We start from the raw sequence: 19,232 nt of genomic DNA, 5'->3' as shown, positions 1-19,232 counted from the left end.
CCGTTCTCGTCAGTTTTCGGGCAGCGCCGCGGTCAGCAGCGCCATCAGCACCGGGATCCGCTGGGCCGCGATCTCCGGTTGCGGCAGAACGCCTTCCACCACGGCGGCGCCGTCGAACACGTTGGTCATCAGCGCGACGAACACCGGGAAGGTGTCCTCGGGGAACCGCTCGGCGCCCGGGAGCGCGCGGGCCGCGTCGTGGATTTTCGCGGCGTACTGCCCCAGCTCGTGTTGCAAAGTCTCCCTGAGCTTTTCGTCGGTGCGGGCGGCGACCAGCAGTTCATAGATGACGGCATTGGCCGGGCCGCTGGTGATGTCGCGCAGGATGCCCAGCGCGGCTTCCAGCGCCGGCCGGTCGGCGGGTATCTCGGCGACGCCCTTGGTGAACGAGTCCAGCTGGCGGCGCAACACCTCGGACGCCGTGGCCGCCATGAAATCGCCCATGGTGTCGAAGTGGCGGAACAGCGCGCCCACCGACACCCCGGCCCGCTTGGTGATCACCGCGGCGGACGCGCGGGCGTAGCCGACCTCGATGATGGTGGCGATGCAGGCGTCGATGAGCCGTCCGACGGTTTCCTCGCGGCGCTGCTGCTGGGTTCTGGCCATGTCAGGCGGTGACGCCCAGCGCGCCGCTGTCCCGGCGGGCGCGCTCCCCCGCCCGCAGGTAGCGGCCCGACCGCACGGATTGCCCGTAGCCGTCCCGGAATTCGCCTTTGGCATGGCTTCCGCCGAAGACGACCACGCCACCCACGCCGGTGGCGACCACGGCGTCGTCGTTGCGGTTGACCATGCGCCGCAGGCCGCCGTAGAACGGCACCGCCTCCTCGTGGTAGCCGTCGACGGAGCCGTCGAGCCCGGCCGGGTCGATCACCACGAAGTCGGCGCGGTCGCCCTGCCGTAGCGTGCCGGCGTCGATGCCGAACCACTCGGCCAGTTCCCCGGTGAGGCGGTGCACGGCGTGTTCGATCGACATGAAGGGCACGCCCGCGCGGTAGGCGTCCCGGGTGCGCTTGAGCATCCGCAGCGCGAAGTTGTAGAACGCCATGTTGCGCAGGTGCGCACCGGCATCCGAGAAGCCCATGTGCACGCTGTTTTCGGTGGCGAGCGCGTCCAGCAGCTTCGGGCGGTGGTTGGCGACGACGGTCGTCCACCGGACATTGCGTTCACCGTTCTCGACGAGCACGTCCAGGAACGCGTCGAGCGGGTGCAGCTTGCGCTCGTCGGCGATCGCGCCGAAGCTCTTGCCGATCAACGACTTATCCGGGCATTCGACGATGACCGCGTCGTGGAAGTCACGGTGCCACAGCGACGGCCCGAGCTTGACGCGGTCGAACTCGCGCCGGAAGCGCCGGCGGTAGTCCTTGTCCGCCAGTAACTCGTTGCGCTCCAACTGGTCCCGCAGGTGCAGGCCCGCCGTCCCGGCGCCGAACTCCTCGAAGACCGGCAGGTCGATTCCGTCGGAGTACAACTCGAAGGGCACCGGCAGGTGCTGGAATTTCACCTGGGAACCCAGCAGCCTGTTGAGCAGGCGCGTGCCCGGGCCGAACACATAGACCGACAGGGGCATCGATTTGGCGTCGGCGGAAACCAGCATACTCATCCGAACGCCCTTGCCCCAGTTGAGTATCCGGCTGCTGGCCAGGAAGAACAGCATCCCCGTCGACGGCTTAGCCACGTTGGGGGCGCTCTGCAGAATGCGGCGCCGCTTGCGCAGCACCTTGATCAGCCTGCGCCGCTCCCGCCACGTCGCGAAGGTGGACGGCAGGGCGCGCGACCGGAACCGCTCACCGTCGAGTTTGTCGATCGGGGCGTCCATCCCGGACATGCCGAGCATGCCGGCGTCGAGGGCCTCGTCGAGCAGGCCGGCCATCTTCTGCAGCTCGCCCTCGGTGGGCCGCACGGTCGCGTCGGTGGCCCGATCCAACCCGAGCACCGCGGTCCGCAGATCCGAATGGCCAAGCAGCGAACCGATATTGGGCCCCAGCGGCAGGGCGTCGATCGCCTTGATGTACTCCTCGGCCGTCGACCAGGTCCGGTTGGCATCCAAGGCGCCGAAGACGTATTCGCGCGGCACCGCCTCCACCCGGCTGAACAGGTCGGCGGCGTCCTGGGAATCGGCGTACACCGTCGACAACGAACAGTTGCCCAGCAGCACCGTGGTGACGCCGTGGCGCACCGACTCGCGCAGTCCGGGATCCAGCAGCACCTCGGCGTCGTAGTGGGTGTGCACGTCGAGGAACCCCGGCACCACCCACTTGCCGGCCGCGTCGATCACCTCGGGGCACCCGGTCTCGTCCAGCGGCTCGGCGGACACCGTGGCCACGACGCCGTCGCGGATGCCGAGCGTGCGCGTCAGCGGGGCGCTGCCCGTGCCGTCGAACCACAATCCGTCGCGAATGATCACGTCGTAGGCCATGGTTTCCTCCATGTCGTCGATGCCCGGAACGCTAACATAGATAGCGATCACTCGCAATCTTTTACCGGGGCGACACGCCGACCCGGTAAAGCTGCCGGCTCATCCGGTCATCGATCAGTTCTGAGGCCGAAACGGCGCCGCCGTCGGCGCGGCGCTCGGCGGGTGCAGCTCCGGGCTCTGCGGGCCCGAGCCGGGCTCCGGCACGGCCACGGCCGGCGGCACCTCGCCCGTCCGGCGCGCCACCGTGGGCACCCTGATCACGGCCGACCGCTGGCCGCACTCATCCGTTCGCACGGTGACGACCTCCTCGCCGACGAACTCCCCGTTGGGCTGCGGTCGCAACGCCAGCACCATCGTCGTGCTCTGGGCGGACTGCGATCCGTCCGGACCCACGCACGGGAAGTCGAGGTCCACCGGCGCGGACTGCCACTCGCCGTCCGCGAATTGCATGAAGAGGGATCCCCCGCCCGGTGACATTGCCTGGACGTGGTCGTTGTCGTCGAGCTGCATCGCGGCGGCCGAGCAGCCCTTCTGTGTGCACGACGACCGGAACGCCCACCACGTACTGACGTCCGGCGGCTGCGGATCGGCGACGTAGTTGTAGGTCTGCTTGGTGCGCTGGGCCTCGATGCGGTAGCTGCCGTCGAGTGGGGCGGGCCGGGGCGCCGGTGTGGTCGGCGCCGCAGCGGCGACCCGCTTGGGCGTGGTGCCGGTGTGGCGCCCGATGGCGATGCCCGCAACCAGCGCCCCCGCGACGAGTGCCACCACCGCGGCACCCACCAAGAGCTTTCGCGGCCCGCGCTTGCGGGGCACGTCCGGTTCAGGCGTCGTGGCCGCGACGCCCTCCGGCACTGCCGCCGTGTCCGTTTCGTCGTCGTCCGACTCAGGGTCGGCTTCGGGTTCGGGGCGTACACCCGTCGACAGGCCCGCCAGTTCGCTTGCCGCCTGGGCAAAGTCGTGGCAGGTTTCGAATCGGTCCTCGGGTCGTTCGGCGAGCGCCTTGGCGAAGACGCTGTCCAGGTGCGCCAGCTCGGGACGCTGGTCGCTGAGCCGCGGCAGCTTGCCGTCGCGGTGCCGGCGCAGCGCGGCCGCGGGGTCGGCATGCGCAACCGGCGGCGTGCCGGTCAGCAGGTGAAATGCGGTGGCCGCCAACGCGTACTGGTCGGCACGCCCGTCGACGTCGCCGCCACTCAACTGTTCCGGTGCCGCGTAAGCAACACTGACATGTGTCGCGTCGACAGCTGCATGGGCGAGTTGGCGGGCTATGCCGAAATCGGTCAACAGGATTCGTTGTTTTCCGCCGGCACGATCGGTCAGCAGGATGTTGGCCGGTTTCACGTCGCGGTGCGTCAGCCCGCGCAGGTGGCCGTAGTCGAGGGCGCCGGCGACGGCGGTGACCATGGTCAGCACCTCGTCGGCCGGCGACACGGCCGGGAACCGGTCGGTCATGAGCTGGGCGGCGCTGGTGCCTTCGATGTATTCCATCGCGACGTAGAGCCGCCCGTCGAACTGGCCGCGCTCGTGCACCTCGACGATGTGGGGGTAGTGCAGGTTGACGACGATCGGGGTTTCCTCCCGGAACCGCGCCTTGAAATCGGGGTCCGCCGACAGTTCGCCGGACAGCACCTTCAACGCCTGCCGGCGCATCGACTGGGGATCCTGGACGAGGTAGACCTCACCCCGCACTCCTGAACCCAGCCCTCGCGACACGATGTAGCCGGCAAAGCTCGCGCCGCTGGGCAACGACATTCGGCGATCCTATCCGCCCGCGCGCCGCGACGCGCGGCTAACCGGCCGGTGAACGAAAGATCTTGCCGCGCAGCATGATCAGGTCGGGACTCTTCAGCACGGCGGCGCCCGAGCGCGGGTCGCTCGAGTAGCACAGCAGGTCCGCCGATGCGCCGTGATCGAGGGCGGGCCGGCCGAGCCAGCGGCGCGCGTCCCAGCACGCCGCGCCCAGCGCGTCTGTCGGGGTCATCCCGATGCTCTTGAGCGCCTCGACCTCGTCGGCGATGCGCCCGGGCGCCACCATGGTGCCCGCGTCGCTGCCGGCGTAGATCGGCACGCCCGCCTCGCGGGCCGCGGCGATCCGGGACAGGCCGCGAGCGTGCAGGTCGCGCATGTGTGCCGCGTACGCCGGATACTTCGCGGCGGCCTCGGCGATCCCGGGGAAGTTCTCCACGATGTTGACCAGCGTCGGGACCAGCACGGTCCCGCGCTCGACCATCAACTCGATGGTGTCGTCGGTCAGGCCGGTGCCGTGCTCGATGCAGTCGATGCCGGCGTTGATCAGGCCGGGCAGCGCGTCCTCGCTGAAGACGTGCGCGGTGACCCGGGCACCGTGCGCGTGCGCCGTCTCGATGGCGGCCTTGAGCACCTCGTCGGACCACAGCGGGGCCAGATCGCCGACGCCGCGGTCGATCCAGTCGCCGACCAGCTTGACCCAGCCGTCGCCGCGCTTCGCCTCCTGCGCCACCGCGTCGGGCAGCTGCCATTCGTCGTCCAGCTCGCGCGAGAAGCCCGCCGCGTACCGCTTGGGTCTGGCCAGGTGCTTACCGGCGCGGATGATGCGGGGCAGATCGTCGCGGTCGTCGAGGCTGCGGGTGTCGGTGGGCGAGCCGCAGTCCCGCAACAGCAGCGCGCCGACGTCACGTTCGATCTCGGCCTGCGCGATTGCGTCGTCCAGCGGGATCTCGCCGTGATCACCGAGGCCGACGTGGCAGTGGGCGTCGACCAGCCCGGGCAGGATCCAGCCCCCGTCGAAGACGGTGTCGGCGCCGGCGACCGGTTCGGCGCTGATGCGGCCGTCGACGATCCACAGTTCGATCTCGGTTTCGTCGGGCAGCCCCACGCCCCGCACGTGCATGCGCACCGGGCGGCTAGTTCTTTCCGGGGAACTTCAGCTTGGACAGGTCGAAGTCGGCCAGGCCGGGCGGCAGCTCGTTGAGGCCTTCGGGCATCTGCGACAGGTCGGGGAATCCGGCCGGCATGCCCTGCATCAGCGGGTTGCGCGCCTTCGGCGGCGTCGGGCCGCGTCCGGCCTTCTTGCCCTTCTTGCCCGCCTTACCCTTGGCGCCCTTGGACTTTCGCGTCGCCGACTTGCGGCCGATGCCGGGGATGCCCATGCCGCCGAGCATCGACGACATCATCTTGCGGGCCTCGAAGAAGCGGTCCACCAGCTGGTTGACCTCGGACACCGTGACGCCCGAGCCGTTGGCGATGCGCAGCCGCCGCGACGCGTTGATGATCTTCGGGTCGGCGCGCTCGGCGGGGGTCATGCCGCGGATGATGGCCTGCAGGCGGTCGAGCTGGCTGTCGTCGACCTGGGCCAGCGCGTCCTTCATCTGCCCGGCGCCGGGCAGCATGCCCAGCAGGTTGCCGATCGGGCCCATCTTGCGGATGGCCAGCATCTGCTCCAGGAAGTCCTCGAGCGTGAGCTCGCCGCTGCCGATCTTGACCGCGGCGGCCTCGGCCTGCTCGGCGTCGAAGACCTGCTCGGCCTGCTCGATCAGGCTCAGCACGTCGCCCATGCCCAGGATGCGGCTGGACATCCGGTCGGGGTGGAAGACGTCGAAGTCCTCCAGCTTCTCGCCGGTGGAGGCGAAAAGGATTGGGACGCCGGTCACCTCGCGAACCGAGAGCGCCGCGCCACCGCGGGCGTCACCGTCCAGCTTGGTCAGCACCACGCCGGTGAAGCCGACGCCCTCGCGGAACGCCTCCGCGGTGGTGACGGCGTCCTGACCGATCATCGCGTCGAGCACGAACAGGACTTCGTCGGGATTGATCGCCTCGCGGATCGCCGCGGCCTGCGACATCAGCTCGTCGTCGATGCCCAGCCGGCCGGCGGTGTCGACGATGACGACGTCGAAGTGCTTGGCCCGGGCCTCGGCGAGTCCGGCGGCCGCGACCGCGACCGGATCGCCGGGGCCGGATCCGGGCGACTCGCCGGGATGCGGCGCGAACACCGGCACGCCGGCGCGCTCACCGACGACCTGCAGCTGGTTCACCGCGGCCGGGCGCTGCAGGTCGCACGCCACCAGCAGCGGGGTGTGGCCCTGGCCGCGCAGCCAGGAGGCCAGCTTGCCGGCCAGCGACGTCTTACCGGAACCCTGCAGACCCGCGAGCATGATCACGGTCGGCGGCGCCTTGGCGAACGCCAGCTGGCGGGTCTCGCCGCCCAGGATGCCGATGAGTTCTTCGTTGACGATCTTGACGACCTGCTGCGCCGGATTGAGCGCGCCGGACACCTCGGCGCCCTTGGCGCGGTCCTTGATCCGGGTGACGAAGGCGCGCACCACGGGCAGCGACACGTCGGCTTCCAGCAGCGCCAGCCGGATCTCGCGGGTGGTGGCCTCGATATCGGCGTCGGTCAATCGACCCTTGCCGCGCAGCCCGGCAAGGGCACCGGTCAAACGGTCGGACAGCGATTCAAACACCCCGCCAGCCTAGTGGTCGTGCGCGTGCGCGAGTGTGCCGCTGGCTTCACACTCGACGTCGAGTGTGCGGCCAACCGCACACCCGCGGCTCTGAACAGGCCGGAAAGCCTTGACGACCGGCCGCCGGGCAAACGAAGGTCAGCTCATGCTCGAGGTGATCGACAAGGGGTCCTGCAGCGAAGCGCATCCCGTGCCGCTGCTCTTCGTGCACGGCGGCTGGCACGGCGCGTGGTGCTGGGAACACTTCCTGGACTTCTTCGCCGATGCCGGCTACCGCGCGGTCGCGATGAGCCTGCGCGGGCACGGCGCCAGCCCCACGGCCAAGCCACTGCCGAAGGTGTCCATCGCCGACTACATCGACGACGTCCGTTCGGTGGCCGACGACCTGGGCGGCGCGCCGGTGCTGGTCGGCCATTCCCTGGGCGGCTTCGTGATCCAGCGCTACCTCGAAGATCGCAGCACCCCGGCCGCGGTGCTGGTGGGCTCGGTGCCGCCGCAGGGCGTGCTCACCCTGGCGTTGCGGGTGTGGCGCCGCCGGCCGTCGATGACGATCGAATCGTGGAGCGATCCCACGCTGCTCAGATTCCTCGCCACCCCGGCGCTGGCCCGCGAGTACCTGTTCTGCGCCGACACGCCCGAGGCCGTCGTCGAATCCTGCCGGCAGCGCGCCGGGGCCGAGAGCGTTCGCGCCGCCATGACCGACCCGATCGTCCGCCGCGTCCGCACCAAGCGGGTGAGGACGCCGATCCTCGTCCTGGGCGCCGAGTACGACGGCTTCGTCAGCGTCCGCGAGGTGCGCAACACCGCGCGCGCCTACAAGACCGAGCCGGAATTCTTTTCCATGGGCCACAACATGATGCTGGAACCGGGCTGGGCCGACGTTGCCGGACGCATCGACGAATGGCTGCAGACCCGCGAAACGGTGAGCCCGACACGATAGCCAGTCGAGTCGTTACTGCGCCGAAAAGCGTTGGCGTGCTAGATTTCACAGCCGCGACTCAATCGAGTCAGCCGCGTCGACGAGTAACGAACGGGGGGCCTGTGTCGGTGCCGCTCAGCAGCATCCACGCGCAGCCCGACAGCGTTCCCGGCGACACCAGCGGCACCGGCGTGCTGCGCGGCTGGCAGCGCAGGGCGCTGGTCAAGTACCTCGCCGCCCAGCCGCGCGATTTCCTGGCGGTGGCCACGCCGGGCTCGGGGAAAACGACCTTCGCCCTGCGGGTGGCGGCCGAACTGCTCGGCCAGCGGGCCGTCGAGCACATCACCGTCGTGGTGCCCACCGAGCACCTGAAGGTGCAGTGGGCGCAGGCCGCGCAGCGCTACGGCCTGGCCCTGGACCCGAAGTTCTCCAACAGCAATGCGCGGATCGCTCCGGAGTATCACGGCGTGATGGTCACCTACGCCCAGGTCGCCGCGCATCCGACGTTGCACCGGGTGCGCACCGAACAGCGCAAGACGCTGGTCGTCTTCGACGAAATCCACCACGGCGGCGACGCCAAGACGTGGGGCGACGCGATCCGCGAGGCGTTCGGCGACGCCACCCGCCGGCTGGCCCTGACGGGGACGCCCTTTCGCAGCGACGACAGCCCCATCCCGTTCGTGACCTACGAGGCGGGTCCCGACGGGATACGGCGGTCGCAGGCCGATCACACCTACGGCTACACCGACGCGCTCGCCGACGGCGTGGTCCGGCCGGTCGTCTTCCTCGCCTACTCCGGGGAGGCCCGGTGGCGTGACAGCGCCGGCGAGGAGCACGCCGCGCGGCTCGGCGAGCCGCTTTCCGCCGAGCAGACCGCGCGCGCGTGGCGCACGGCGCTCGACCCGGCCGGTGAATGGATGCCCGCGGTGATCACCGCCGCGGATCTGCGGCTGCGCCAGCTGCGCACCCACATCCCCGACGCCGGCGGCATGATCATCGCGTCGGACCAGACCGCCGCCCGCGCCTACGCCGTCCTGCTGACCAAGCTGACCGGCGAGGCGCCGACGCTGGTGCTCTCCGACGACCCCGGCTCCTCGGCGCGCATCAGCGACTTCGCCGCGAGCACCAGCCGCTGGCTGGTGGCGGTGCGCATGGTCTCCGAAGGCGTCGACGTGCCGCGGCTGTCGGTGGGGATCTACGCCACCAGCGCCTCGACGCCGCTGTTCTTCGCCCAGGCGATCGGCCGGTTCGTGCGGTCGCGGCGCCCGGGCGAGATCGCGAGCATCTTCGTGCCGTCGGTGCCGAACCTGCTGCAGCTGGCCAGCGAGCTGGAGGCCCAGCGCAACCACGTGCTCGGCGAGCCGCATCGCGTGTCCGAGGGCGACCCGCTCGAGAACGATCCCGCCACCAAGGCCCAGGACGAGAAGAGCGACCTGGACAAGGGGTTCACGTCGCTGGGCGCCGACGCGGAACTCGATCAGCTCATCTTCGACGGCTCATCGTTCGGCACCGCCGCCGCGGCAGGCAGCGACGAGGAGGCCGACTACCTCGGCATCCCGGGCCTGCTCGACGCCGACCAGATGCGCGCGCTGCTGCACCAGCGCCAGGAAGAACAGCTGCAGAAGCGGGCCCAACAAGCCGGGTCGGGGCCGGGCGTCGAGGCCCCGTCGGCCACCGTGCACGGCCAGCTGCGGGAGCTCCGCCGCGAGCTGAACACCCTGGTGTCGATCGCCCATCACCGCACCGGCAAGCCGCACGGGTGGATCCACAACGAACTGCGGCGCCGCTGCGGTGGGCCCCCGATCGCCGCGGCCAGCCGCGAACAGCTGCGCGCACGCATCGACGCCGTGCGCCAGCTCAACGCCGAGCGCTAGGCTCAGTGGCGATCGCAAGCGCGGCGTAGCCGGGCGCAGCGGGTCGCCACCATAGGCTCAGTCGCCGACGGGCTCCTCGAGCACCTCGACCGCCGGCCCGCCCAGCACGGCCAGCAGGCCCTGCTCGACCACGTCCCGCGCGCCGTGCTCGGCGTCTCCGGCCGCGTCGGCCGCCTCGGCCGACACCGTCACGCAGAACACGTCGGCCGCCGTCGAGCCGAAGGTGTTGACCTTCGCCCAGACGATGTCGGTGCCGGCCCGTTCCAGCGCCCGGGTCAGCAGCGCGAGCAGCCCGAGCCGGTCCATCGCGCGGACCTCGACGATCAGCTGGTCGGGTGAGGCGGAGTCGACCCACAGGATGCGGGGCGGCGCGCTCGACCGGGTGACGGGCACCCCGACCTGGACCTCGCCGGCCCGGCTGGTCGCCGCGCTGACGGCGTCGCTGTCGCGCTTCTCCAGCGTGCCCAGCACGTCGACGTCACCGGCTAGCGCGCCGGTGAACTGCTGGCGCAGCAGTCCCGCTTCCGGCGGCGAACCGAACAGCGGCGACGCCACGAATTCGACGATCGCGAATCCCTCGTGGGTGCTGGCCGAGGCCGAATGGATGCGCAGCGAGTTGAGCGCCAGCACCGCGGCGGCCTTGGATACCAGCCCCCGCTGATCCGGTGCGGCCATCACCACGTCCAGGCGCTCACCGCCACTGGGCTTGATGTCCACATGCACGCCGCGGTCCACGGCCAACGAAAGATATTGGGGTGCAGCGGGTTCCACCTCAGGCAGCGACTCCCCCGCCATCACCAGCCGGCAGCGCCGGACCAGGTCCTCGATCAGCGACGCCTTCCACTCGCTCCATACCCCGGGGCCGGTGGCCTTGGAATCCGCCTCGGTCAGCGCGTGCAGCACTTCGAGCAGCAGCGCATCCCCGCCCAGCGCTTTGACCACCCGCTCAATGGTGTTGGGGTCATTGAGGTCGCTGCGGGTGGCCACCATCGGCAGCAGCAGGTGGTGGCGCACCAGTTGCGCCAGCAGCTCGACCTCGATCGGCGGCATGCCCAGCCTGGGGCCGATCTCGAGCGCCAGGCCGGCCCCGAGCACGCTGTGGTCGACGCCGCGGCCCTTGCCGATGTCATGCAGCAGCGCGCCGAGCGCGAGCAGGTCGGGCCGCGCGACCCGGGTGGACAGCGGTGCGGCGTTGACGGCCGTCTCGATGACGTGGCGGTCCACCGTCCACTTGTGCGCGACATCGCGGGGCGGCAGGTCGCGGATGGCGTCCCATTCGGGCAGCAGCCGGCCCCACAGCCCGGTGCGGTCGAGCGCCTCGATGGTCGCCACCGTGGTCGGGCCGGCGGACAGCACAACCAGCAAGTCGTCCAACGCCTCTCGCGGCCACGGCACAGGCATCTCCGGCGCGCTGGCGGCCAGCCGGCTCAGCGTGGCGGCGCCGATCGGCAGGCCGGTGTCGGCCGAAGCGGCGGCCACCCGCAACACCAGACCCACGTCGGTATCGGGGCGTGCGTCGCGGGCAAGCACGATCTCGCCGGCATATTCGACGACGCCTTCGTCCAGCGGGCGGCGCTTGGGGCGGCGCACCAGCGCCGTCACCCCGCGGCGCGGCAGCGCGTTCTCGGCGGTCCGAATGCCCGTCTCCGTGTGGTAGGCGATGGTGCGTCCGGCATCGGATAGCTTGCGCGCCAAGTCGAATCGGTCCCCGATATGCAGGGCGTCGCTGATCTCGTCCGCGTATTGGGCCTGCAGCTGGTCGCGTCCGCGCCCCGACACCCGGTGCAGCTCGGTGCGCACGTCGAGCAGCGTCAGGTGGGCATCGTCGAGGGAACCCCCCGGCGATTCCGGACGCGCCATGCCGTGGCGGTCGATCAGCTGGGCCACGCCCAGCGCGTCGAGCAGTTGCACGTCGCGAAGGCCGCCGCGACCCGACTTCAGGTCCGGCTCGGCGCGTTGCGCGATGCGGCCGCACCGGTCCCAGCGGGCTTGCGTCATCTCGACGAGCTCGTTCATGCGTGAGCGAATTGCGCTGCGCCACTGGCGTCGTGCCCCGGCGATCAACTCGTCGGAGAGCCGCGCGTCGCCCGCGATGTGGCGGGCATCCAGCATGCCCAGCGCCGCGATCATGTCGGCATTGGCGACGCTCAAGGCCCCGGAGACGGTCCGCACGCTGTGGTCGAGCCGAACGTTGGCGTCCCACAACGGATACCACAATTTGTCGGCGACCTTGCCCAGCACATCGTCGGACTTGTTGTCGTGCAACAGCATTAGATCAAGATCGGAATGCGGCAACAGCTCATGGCGCCCGAGGCCCCCGATCCCGACGACCGCGAAGCCGCTGTCTTCGGCGATTCCGATCTCGGCGGCCTTTGCCATCAACCACGATTCGTGCAGATCCAGCCAGGCGTGCCGCAGTTCGGCGGCGTGCAACTTGCCGCCCTCAGATAGCAGTTGGCGCCGCGAGGCAGCCAGATCGACTGCCCCGCAGGCGCTTTCTGTCCCGCCCAGATGCCCGGACGGGTCGGGGTCGTTCGGGGTCACGCCGTCGGCGCCCGCCCGGGTCGAATCAGCAATTGACAGCGGATGTCATAGCGCATCGGTTCCACGCTCGCCGGTGCGCACCCGCACAATGGTTTCCACGGGGCTCACCCACACTTTGCCGTCACCGATCTTGCCGGTGCGCGCGGCCCGGACGATGCTGTCCACGACCTTGTCGACGATGGAGTCGTCGACGACGACCTCGATGCGCACCTTGGGCACGAAGTCGACCGAGTATTCGGCGCCGCGGTAGACCTCGGTGTGGCCCTTCTGCCGGCCGTAGCCCTGGATTTCGCTGACCGTCATCCCCAGGACGCCTGCGTCCTCGAGGCTGGTCTTCACGTCATCGAGCGTGAACGGCTTTACGATCGCGGTGATCAGCTTCATGACTGCTCTGCCTCCACTTTGTCGCCCACTCGCTCCTCCTCCAGGCCGTTGCGGGTATCCGCCACAGCCACCCGGGGCGGGAGAACCGAACCGGTTGCCACGGCGAAATCGTATCCACTCTCGGCGTGCTCGGCCTCGTCGATACCCGCGGCTTCCGCCTCTGGGTTCAGACGAAGCCCGATGGTGTATTTCAGGATCAACGCCAGGATCAGCGTAACCACCCCAGAGTAGATGAGGACACTGAACGCGCCGACTGCCTGCCGCTCGAGCTGAGCCCAGCCGCCGCCGTAGAACAGACCCTTGGACACCCCGGTGACGCCGTTGATGGCCGGGCTCTCCGGGGCGGCGAGCAGCCCCACCAGCAGGGTGCCCGCCAGACCGCCGACCAGGTGCACCCCGACCACGTCGAGCGAGTCGTCGAAGCCGAGCTTGAACTTCAGGCCGACCGCCAGCGCGCACACCACGCCGGCCACCAGTCCCACCACCAGCGCGCCGAGCACGTTGACCGACGAGCACGACGGCGTGATGGCGACCAGGCCCGCGACGATGCCGGACGCCGCGCCCAGCGTCGTCGCCTTGCCGTCGCGGATGCGTTCGGTGAGCATCCAGCCCAGCATCGCGGTGGCCGTCGCGACCGTGGTGGTCATGAACGTCGACCCGGCGACGCCGTTGGAGCTGGTGGCCGATCCGGCGTTGAACCCGTACCACCCGAACCACAGCAATCCGGCACCGAGCATCACGAACGGCAGGTTGTGCGGCCGGAACAACGTGGTGGGCCACCCGCGCCGCTTACCCAGCACGATCGCCAGCATCAGACCCGCCACACCGGAATTGATGTGGACCGCCGTCCCGCCGGCGAAGTCGATCGCGTGCAGCTTGTTGGCGATCCAGCCGCCCTTCTCGGAGGCGAAGCCGTCGAACGCGAAAACCCAGTGGGCGACCGGGAAATAGACGAACGTCGCCCACAGGCCGGCGAACACCAGCCAGGCGCCGAACTTCAGCCGGTCGGACACCGCGCCCGAGATCAGGGCGACGGTGATGATCGCGAACATCAGCTGGAACGCCACGAACACGGTGGCGGGCAGGGTGCCCGCCAGCGGGATGTCCGTTGCCGCAACGCCTTTGCTCGGGTCGGCGGCCACCGCGTTGACCCCGATGAGGCCCTTGAGGCCCCAGAACGAGGTCGGCTTTCCTACAACGCCGCCCGCGTCGTCACCGAAGGCGATCGAATAGCCGTAGAGCACCCACAGCACGGTGACCACGCCCATGGCGCTGATGCTCATCATGAGCATGTTCAGCACGCTTCGGGCGCGCACCATACCGCCGTAGAAAAACGCCAGACCCGGCGTCATCAACAGCACCAGCGCGGAACTGGCCAACATCCAGGCGGTATCGCCGGTATTGGGCTGGCCAAGTATCGGGTATGTCACTCGCAATCTCCTCCGGTCGCCCACATTTGGCCGCCAGACACACGCCTGATGACCTGACCAGAACATTGCGAGATTGTTGTTTCGGCGATGGTGCCGCCGTGTTTCGGCGGGATTAACGTCCCGCTCGCCGTGTAAGGGGTGTCAGCCCAGCAGAGCGTCGACGAAAGCGGCCGGTTCGAACGGCGCGAGATCGTCCGGGCCCTCCCCGAGCCCGACGAGTTTGACCGGCACGCCGAGCTCCTGCTGAACCCGAAAAACGATGCCGCCCTTAGCCGTTCCGTCCAGCTTGGTCAGCACCGCACCGGTGATCTCGACCACCTCGGCGAACACCCGGGCCTGGGCCAGCCCGTTCTGCCCGATGGTGGCGTCGAGCACCAGCAACACCTCGTCGACGGCGGCACGCCGTGTTACGACCCGCTTAACTTTGTCGAGCTCGTCCATCAGCCCGACCTTGGTGTGCAGCCGCCCCGCGGTGTCGATGAGCACCACGTCGGCGCCCGCGGCGATGCCCTTGTCGACGGCGTCGAACGCCACCGAGGCCGGGTCGGCTCCCTCGGGCCCCGCACCACCTCCGCGCCCACCCGCGACGCCCAGGTCTGCAGTTGATCGGCGGCGGCGGCGCGGAACGTGTCGGCGGCGCCCAGGACGACGCGCCGCCCGTCGGCGACCAGGACCCGCGCCAGCTTGCCGACGGTGGTGGTCTTCCCGGTGCCATTCACGCCCACGACCAGCAGCACCGAGGGATGGTCGGCGTGCGGCAGCGCCCGGATCGACCGGTCCATGCCGGGCTGCAACTCCTTGATGAGCACGTCGCGCAGCACGGCCTTGGCGTCGGCCTCGGTACGCACGTCACTGCTGGCCAGCCGGCCGCGCAGCTGGGAGATCACCGATTCGGCGACCACCGGGCCCAGGTCGGCGACCAGCAGCGTGTCCTCGACGTCCTGCCAGGCGTCCTCGTCGAGGTCGCCGCCGCCGATCAGGCCCAGCATGCTGCGGCCGAGCGCGTTCTGCGAGCGGGCCAGCCGGCCGCGCAGCCGCTCCAGCCGGCCCTCGGTGGGCGCGATCTCCTCGATGTGGGGGCTTCCGGCGCCGGGACTTCGGGCGCCGGGGCTGGCGGCGCCGGGGTCGCGGCTGCCGGCGGGCCGTAGCTTCCGGCGCCGGGGGCTGGGGCTCGGGTGCGGGTTCGGGTTCGGGGAGTTCGACCTCGGAGATGGTGCGTCGGGGCGCGTCGTGCGGAATGGCCGCGTCGTCGCCTACCGCGGGCAGGCCGGTGGTGTCGAGCCGGTCGGCCGTCGTGGTCTGGCTGAACGTGATGCCCGAGGAGGCGGTGTAGCCGCCGGACCGGTCGATCGCCCCGGGCTCTGTCCGGGTCGAGAAGCTGATGCGGCGCCGCCGATACCGCAGCAGGCCCAGGACCAGCGCGGTGATGACGACCAGGGCAGCGACGACCGCGATGGCGATCCAAAGACCTTGGGACACGCTGACATTGTTTCAGGGACAGCATGGCCGCCCGGCAGCCACCACCTCCGGACGCGCGATCGTCCGGCTACGACGAACTGGTGACCAGCTGGTCCACCTGCTGGCCGCGCATCCGCTGGGAGATGACGGCGGTGATGCCGTCGCCCTGCATGGTCACGCCGTAGAGCGCGTCCGCGACCTCCATCGTCGGCTTCTGGTGCGTGATGATGATCAGCTGCGAGCGCGCCCGCAACAGCTCGAACAGCGAGATCAGCCGGCGCAGGTTGGTGTCGTCGAGGGCGGCCTCGACCTCGTCCATGATGTAGAACGGCGACGGGCGGGCCCGGAAGATCGCGACCAGCATCGCCACCGCCGTCAGCGCCTTCTCGCCGCCGGACAGCAGCGACAGCCGGGTGACCTTCTTGCCCGGCGGGCGCGCCTCGACCTCGATGCCGGTGGTGAGCATGTCGTCGGGGTTGGTCAGCCGCAGCCGGCCCTCGCCGCCGGGGAACAGCACCGTGAAGACGTCGGTGAACTCGCGTTCGACGTCGGCGTAGGCCTCGCTGAACACCTGCAGGATGCGGGCGTCGACCTCGTCGACCACCCCGAGCAGGTCCTTGCGGGCGGCCTTGACGTCCTCGAGCTGGGTGGACAGGAAGTTGTAGCGCTCCTCGAGCGCGGCGAACTCCTCCAGCGCCAGCGGGTTGACCCTGCCCAGTTCGGCCAGCTCGCGCTCGGCACGCTTGGCCCGCCGCTCCTGGGTGGGCCGGTCGTAGGGAATCGGCGCGGGCGCAAAGACCTGTTCGCCGCGCTCCTTGGCCTGTTCGTATTCGGCCATCTCCAGGTCGGAGGGCGGCAGCTGATTGTCCGGGCCGTACTCGGCGATCAGGTCGGCCGGCGCCATGCCGAACTGCTCGAGCACCATCTGTTCGAGCTGCTCGATCCGCATGGCGGCCTGGGCGTTGGCCACCTCGTCGCGGTGCAGCGAATCGGTCAGGGCGGCCACCCTTGCGCTCAGCGCGTTCACCTCGTCGCGCACCGCGGCCATCGCGGTCGCGCGCTGCTGGCGTTCGGCGGCCAGCGCGTCGCGGATCTTGGAGGCGGCGCCGACAACCCCGGTCAGCCGCTGCGCCAGCAGTCGCCCGGAGTCGGCCACCGCCGCCGCCACCGCGGCGGCGCGCAGCCGCGCCTCCCGCGCCTGCTGGGCCCGCAACCGGGCTTCGCGTTCGGCCGCGGCCGCGCGCCGCAACGAATCCGCCCGTCCGCGAACCGCGTTCGCCCGCTCCTCGGCGGTCCGCACCGCCAGCCGGGCCTCCACCTCGACGCTGCGGGCGGTTTCGGTGGCCGCCGCGATCTCCTGACGGTTCACGGGCTCTTCCGTCGGCGCGTGCTGGGTTTCCTGGGCGTTGCGCAGCCGGGTCTCCAGTTCGGTGACCTCGGCGACGGTCTGGGTCCGGCCCGCTTCCAGCTCCTCGCGCTGTCGCAGCAGCCTGCTCCACTCGTCCTCGGACGTCCGGGCCTCCTGGCCGAGCCGGCCCAGCTGCTCGTACATCCCCGAGATCTCGCTGTCGGACTCGTTGAGCGCCGCCAGCGCCTGCTCGGCCGAGTCCTGGCGCGCGGCCTGCTCGGTGAGCGCGCCGGACAGCGCCGCGCCGAGCTGGGCGACCCGGGCCTCCGCAGCGGTCAGCTCGTCGCCGGCCTTGTCGATCTCCGAGGTCACCTCGAGCGTGGACAGCTTGCGGTCCGAGCCGCCGCTCACCCAGCCCGCGCCCACCAGGTCACCATCGAGCGTGACCGCGCGCAGCTGCGGGTGCGCCGCCACCAGGGCCAGCGCCTGGTCCAGGTCGTCGACCACCGCGACACCGGAGAGCATCGCCGTGATCGCGCCGCGCAGCCGCGCCGGCGCGTCGATCAGGTCGAGCGCCCACCGCGCGCCGGCCGGGGCGGGCTGCGGCGCGGGCTGATCGCCGGGCCAGTCGCCCAGCACCAGCGCGGCCCGGCCGCCGTCCGCCTCCTTGAGCGCGGCGACGGCCGAACGGGCCGCGCCGAAGCTGTCGGCGGCCAGCGCGTCGGCCGCGGATCCCAGCACCGCGGCCAGCGCCGCCTCGTAGCCGGAACGGACCTTGACCATCTTGGCCATCGGGCCCAAAATCCCTGTGCCGCCGTGATTTTGGGTGAGCCACGCGGCGCCGTCCTTGCGGTCCAGCCCGATCGCGAGCGCGTCGATGCGGGCCCGCAACGACGCCACCTGGCGTTCGGCGTCCCGCTCGGCGGACTGCAGCTCGGCCACCCGCTCATCGGCCAGCCGCAGCGCGGCCACGGTGCGCTCGTGGTGTTCGTCGAGACCCACCTCGCCCTGATCGAGTTCACCGACCCGGCCCTGCACGGTCTCGAATTCCACCTTGGCCTGCTGCGCGCGGGCGGCGGCCTGTTCGATGCGTTCGGACAGGCGCGCCACGCTGTCGTCGATCGATTCGACGCGCGCCCGCATGGTCTCCACCTGACCGGCCAAGCGCGCCAAGCCTTCTCGGCGATCCGCCTCCGCGCGCACCGCCGCCATGTGGGCCCGGTCGGCCTCGGCGGCTTCGCGCTCGCGCTCGGCCAACTCGGCGCGGGCGCCGTCCAGGCGGGTGCGCGCCCCGGCCAGTTCGGCGAGCAGCTGACGCTCGGCGATCGCGACCTGCTCGGCCTCGGCTTCCAGCGCATCGGGGTCGGTGTCGCTGGGGGCGAGCGGCTCCACATCGAGGTGGTGCGCCCGCTCGCTGGCGATGCGCACGGTCGCGGCGACCCGCTCGGCCAGGGCGGACAGCGCGAACCAGGTGTGCTGGACCGATTCGGCCCGGCTCGACAGTTCCCCGACCGCGGCCTCGTGCGTGGTCAGCTCCTCGGACGCCAACGCCAGCCGCGACGCGGCCTGGTCGTGCTCGCGGCGCATGGCCGCCTCGGCCTCGAAGATGGCCTCGCGCTCGCCGCGCCGGTTGACCAGGTCGTCGGCGGCCAGCCGCAGCCGGGCGTCGCGCAGGTCGGCCTGGATGGTCTGGGCGCGACGGGCGACCTCGGCCTGGCGGCCCAGCGGTTTGAGCTGGCGGCGCAGCTCGGTGGTCAGGTCGGTGAGCCGGGCCAGGTTGGCCTGCATCGCGTCGAGTTTGCGCAGGGCCTTCTCCTTGCGCTTGCGGTGCTTGAGCACGCCCGCGGCCTCTTCGATGAACGCGCGGCGGTCCTCGGGGCGCGACTGCAGGATCTCGTCGAGCTTGCCCTGCCCGACGATGACGTGCATCTCCCGGCCGATCCCGGAGTCGCTGAGCAGCTCCTGGACGTCCATCAAACGGCAACTGCTGCCGTTGATTTCGTACTCGCTGGCGCCGTCGCGGAACATCCGCCGCGTGATCGACACCTCGGAGTACTCGATGGGCAGCGCGTTGTCGGAGTTGTCGATGGTGACGGTGACCTCGGCGCGGCCCAGCGGCGCCCGCGACGAGGTCCCGGCGAAGATGACGTCTTCCATCTTGCCGCCGCGCAGCGTCTTTGCCCCCTGTTCGCCCATCACCCAGGCCAGCGCGTCGACGACGTTGGATTTGCCGGAGCCGTTGGGCCCGACGACGGCGGTGATGCCCGGCTCGAAGCGCAGAGTCGTCGGCGAGGCGAAGGACTTGAAGCCCTTCAGCGTCAGACTCTTGAGGTACACGGCGAGCCAGACTACCGCTCAAATCGCCCCGGACGGCTTCACCGGGGGGTGTCGGCAGGCCCGAAATGGGGCCGCGCTCAGAGCGG

11 protein-coding genes and 1 pseudogene are annotated in these 19,232 nt (G+C 70.6%); 2 read left to right on the top strand and 10 right to left on the bottom strand.

Going from position 1 to position 19,232, the window contains the following annotated elements; all coding sequences use genetic code 11:
• Window positions 1–9: 9 nt before the first annotated feature.
• The 5 genes from B9D87_RS00695 to ffh form a co-directional block, all read right to left on the bottom strand.
• Window positions 10–606, bottom strand: coding sequence for a TetR/AcrR family transcriptional regulator (locus B9D87_RS00695; protein ID WP_007775378.1), 597 nt, complete (start codon window positions 604–606; stop codon window positions 10–12).
• A 1-nt stretch (window position 607) separates the two neighbouring features.
• Window positions 608–2,428: an N-acyl-D-amino-acid deacylase family protein gene (locus tag B9D87_RS00690; RefSeq protein WP_040631495.1), complete on the bottom strand. Its 1,821-nt coding sequence runs from the start codon at window positions 2,426–2,428 to the stop codon at window positions 608–610.
• Window positions 2,429–2,530: 102 nt separating this feature from the next.
• On the bottom strand, window positions 2,531–4,165 hold the full coding sequence (locus B9D87_RS00685; RefSeq protein WP_007775380.1) for a serine/threonine-protein kinase: 1,635 nt from the start codon (window positions 4,163–4,165) through the stop codon (window positions 2,531–2,533).
• A gap of 37 nt (window positions 4,166–4,202) precedes the next feature.
• Window positions 4,203–5,282, bottom strand: coding sequence for a metal-dependent hydrolase family protein (locus tag B9D87_RS00680; RefSeq protein ID WP_007775381.1), 1,080 nt, complete (start codon window positions 5,280–5,282; stop codon window positions 4,203–4,205).
• Window positions 5,283–5,295: 13 nt separating this feature from the next.
• Window positions 5,296–6,852: a signal recognition particle protein gene (gene ffh / locus B9D87_RS00675; RefSeq protein WP_007775384.1), complete on the bottom strand. Its 1,557-nt coding sequence runs from the start codon at window positions 6,850–6,852 to the stop codon at window positions 5,296–5,298.
• Window positions 6,853–6,997: 145 nt separating this feature from the next.
• On the opposite strand from ffh, the gene B9D87_RS00670 reads away from it, so the two are divergent.
• Together B9D87_RS00670 and B9D87_RS00665 are read left to right on the top strand one after the other, a co-directional pair.
• Window positions 6,998–7,792, top strand: coding sequence for an alpha/beta hydrolase (locus tag B9D87_RS00670; protein ID WP_007775386.1), 795 nt, complete (start codon window positions 6,998–7,000; stop codon window positions 7,790–7,792).
• A 101-nt stretch (window positions 7,793–7,893) separates the two neighbouring features.
• Window positions 7,894–9,645 carry a DEAD/DEAH box helicase gene (locus tag B9D87_RS00665; protein ID WP_007775388.1) on the top strand — a complete coding sequence of 584 codons (1,752 nt, stop codon included), beginning with the start codon at window positions 7,894–7,896 and terminating at the stop codon, window positions 9,643–9,645.
• Window positions 9,646–9,702: 57 nt separating this feature from the next.
• Here the strand turns inward: B9D87_RS00665 and B9D87_RS00660 are convergent, their stop codons facing one another.
• The 5 genes and pseudogenes from B9D87_RS00660 to smc all read right to left on the bottom strand — a co-directional run bounded on the left by B9D87_RS00660 (window position 9,703) and on the right by smc (window position 19,146).
• On the bottom strand, window positions 9,703–12,156 hold the full coding sequence (locus B9D87_RS00660; RefSeq protein WP_080598640.1) for a [protein-PII] uridylyltransferase: 2,454 nt from the start codon (window positions 12,154–12,156) through the stop codon (window positions 9,703–9,705).
• A 78-nt stretch (window positions 12,157–12,234) separates the two neighbouring features.
• Window positions 12,235–12,573: a nitrogen regulatory protein P-II gene (gene glnB, locus B9D87_RS00655; protein WP_003878721.1), complete on the bottom strand. Its 339-nt coding sequence runs from the start codon at window positions 12,571–12,573 to the stop codon at window positions 12,235–12,237.
• Entirely contained in the window at window positions 12,570–13,955 is a 1,386-nt protein-coding gene (locus B9D87_RS00650; RefSeq protein ID WP_052002570.1) for an ammonium transporter, read from the bottom strand. The genes glnB and B9D87_RS00650 overlap by 4 nt, the downstream gene beginning before the upstream one ends.
• 189 nt (window positions 13,956–14,144) lie before the next feature.
• A pseudogene (gene ftsY / locus B9D87_RS00645) lies at window positions 14,145–15,482 on the bottom strand (signal recognition particle-docking protein FtsY).
• A 67-nt stretch (window positions 15,483–15,549) separates the two neighbouring features.
• Window positions 15,550–19,146: a chromosome segregation protein SMC gene (gene smc / locus B9D87_RS00640; protein ID WP_007775398.1), complete on the bottom strand. Its 3,597-nt coding sequence runs from the start codon at window positions 19,144–19,146 to the stop codon at window positions 15,550–15,552.
• Window positions 19,147–19,232: the final 86 nt, after the last annotated feature.

This window comes from Mycobacterium colombiense CECT 3035 (assembly GCF_002105755.1).
In the GTDB taxonomy this organism is placed as follows: domain Bacteria; phylum Actinomycetota; class Actinomycetes; order Mycobacteriales; family Mycobacteriaceae; genus Mycobacterium; species Mycobacterium colombiense.
This window is presented reverse-complemented; position numbering and strand designations above follow the sequence as displayed.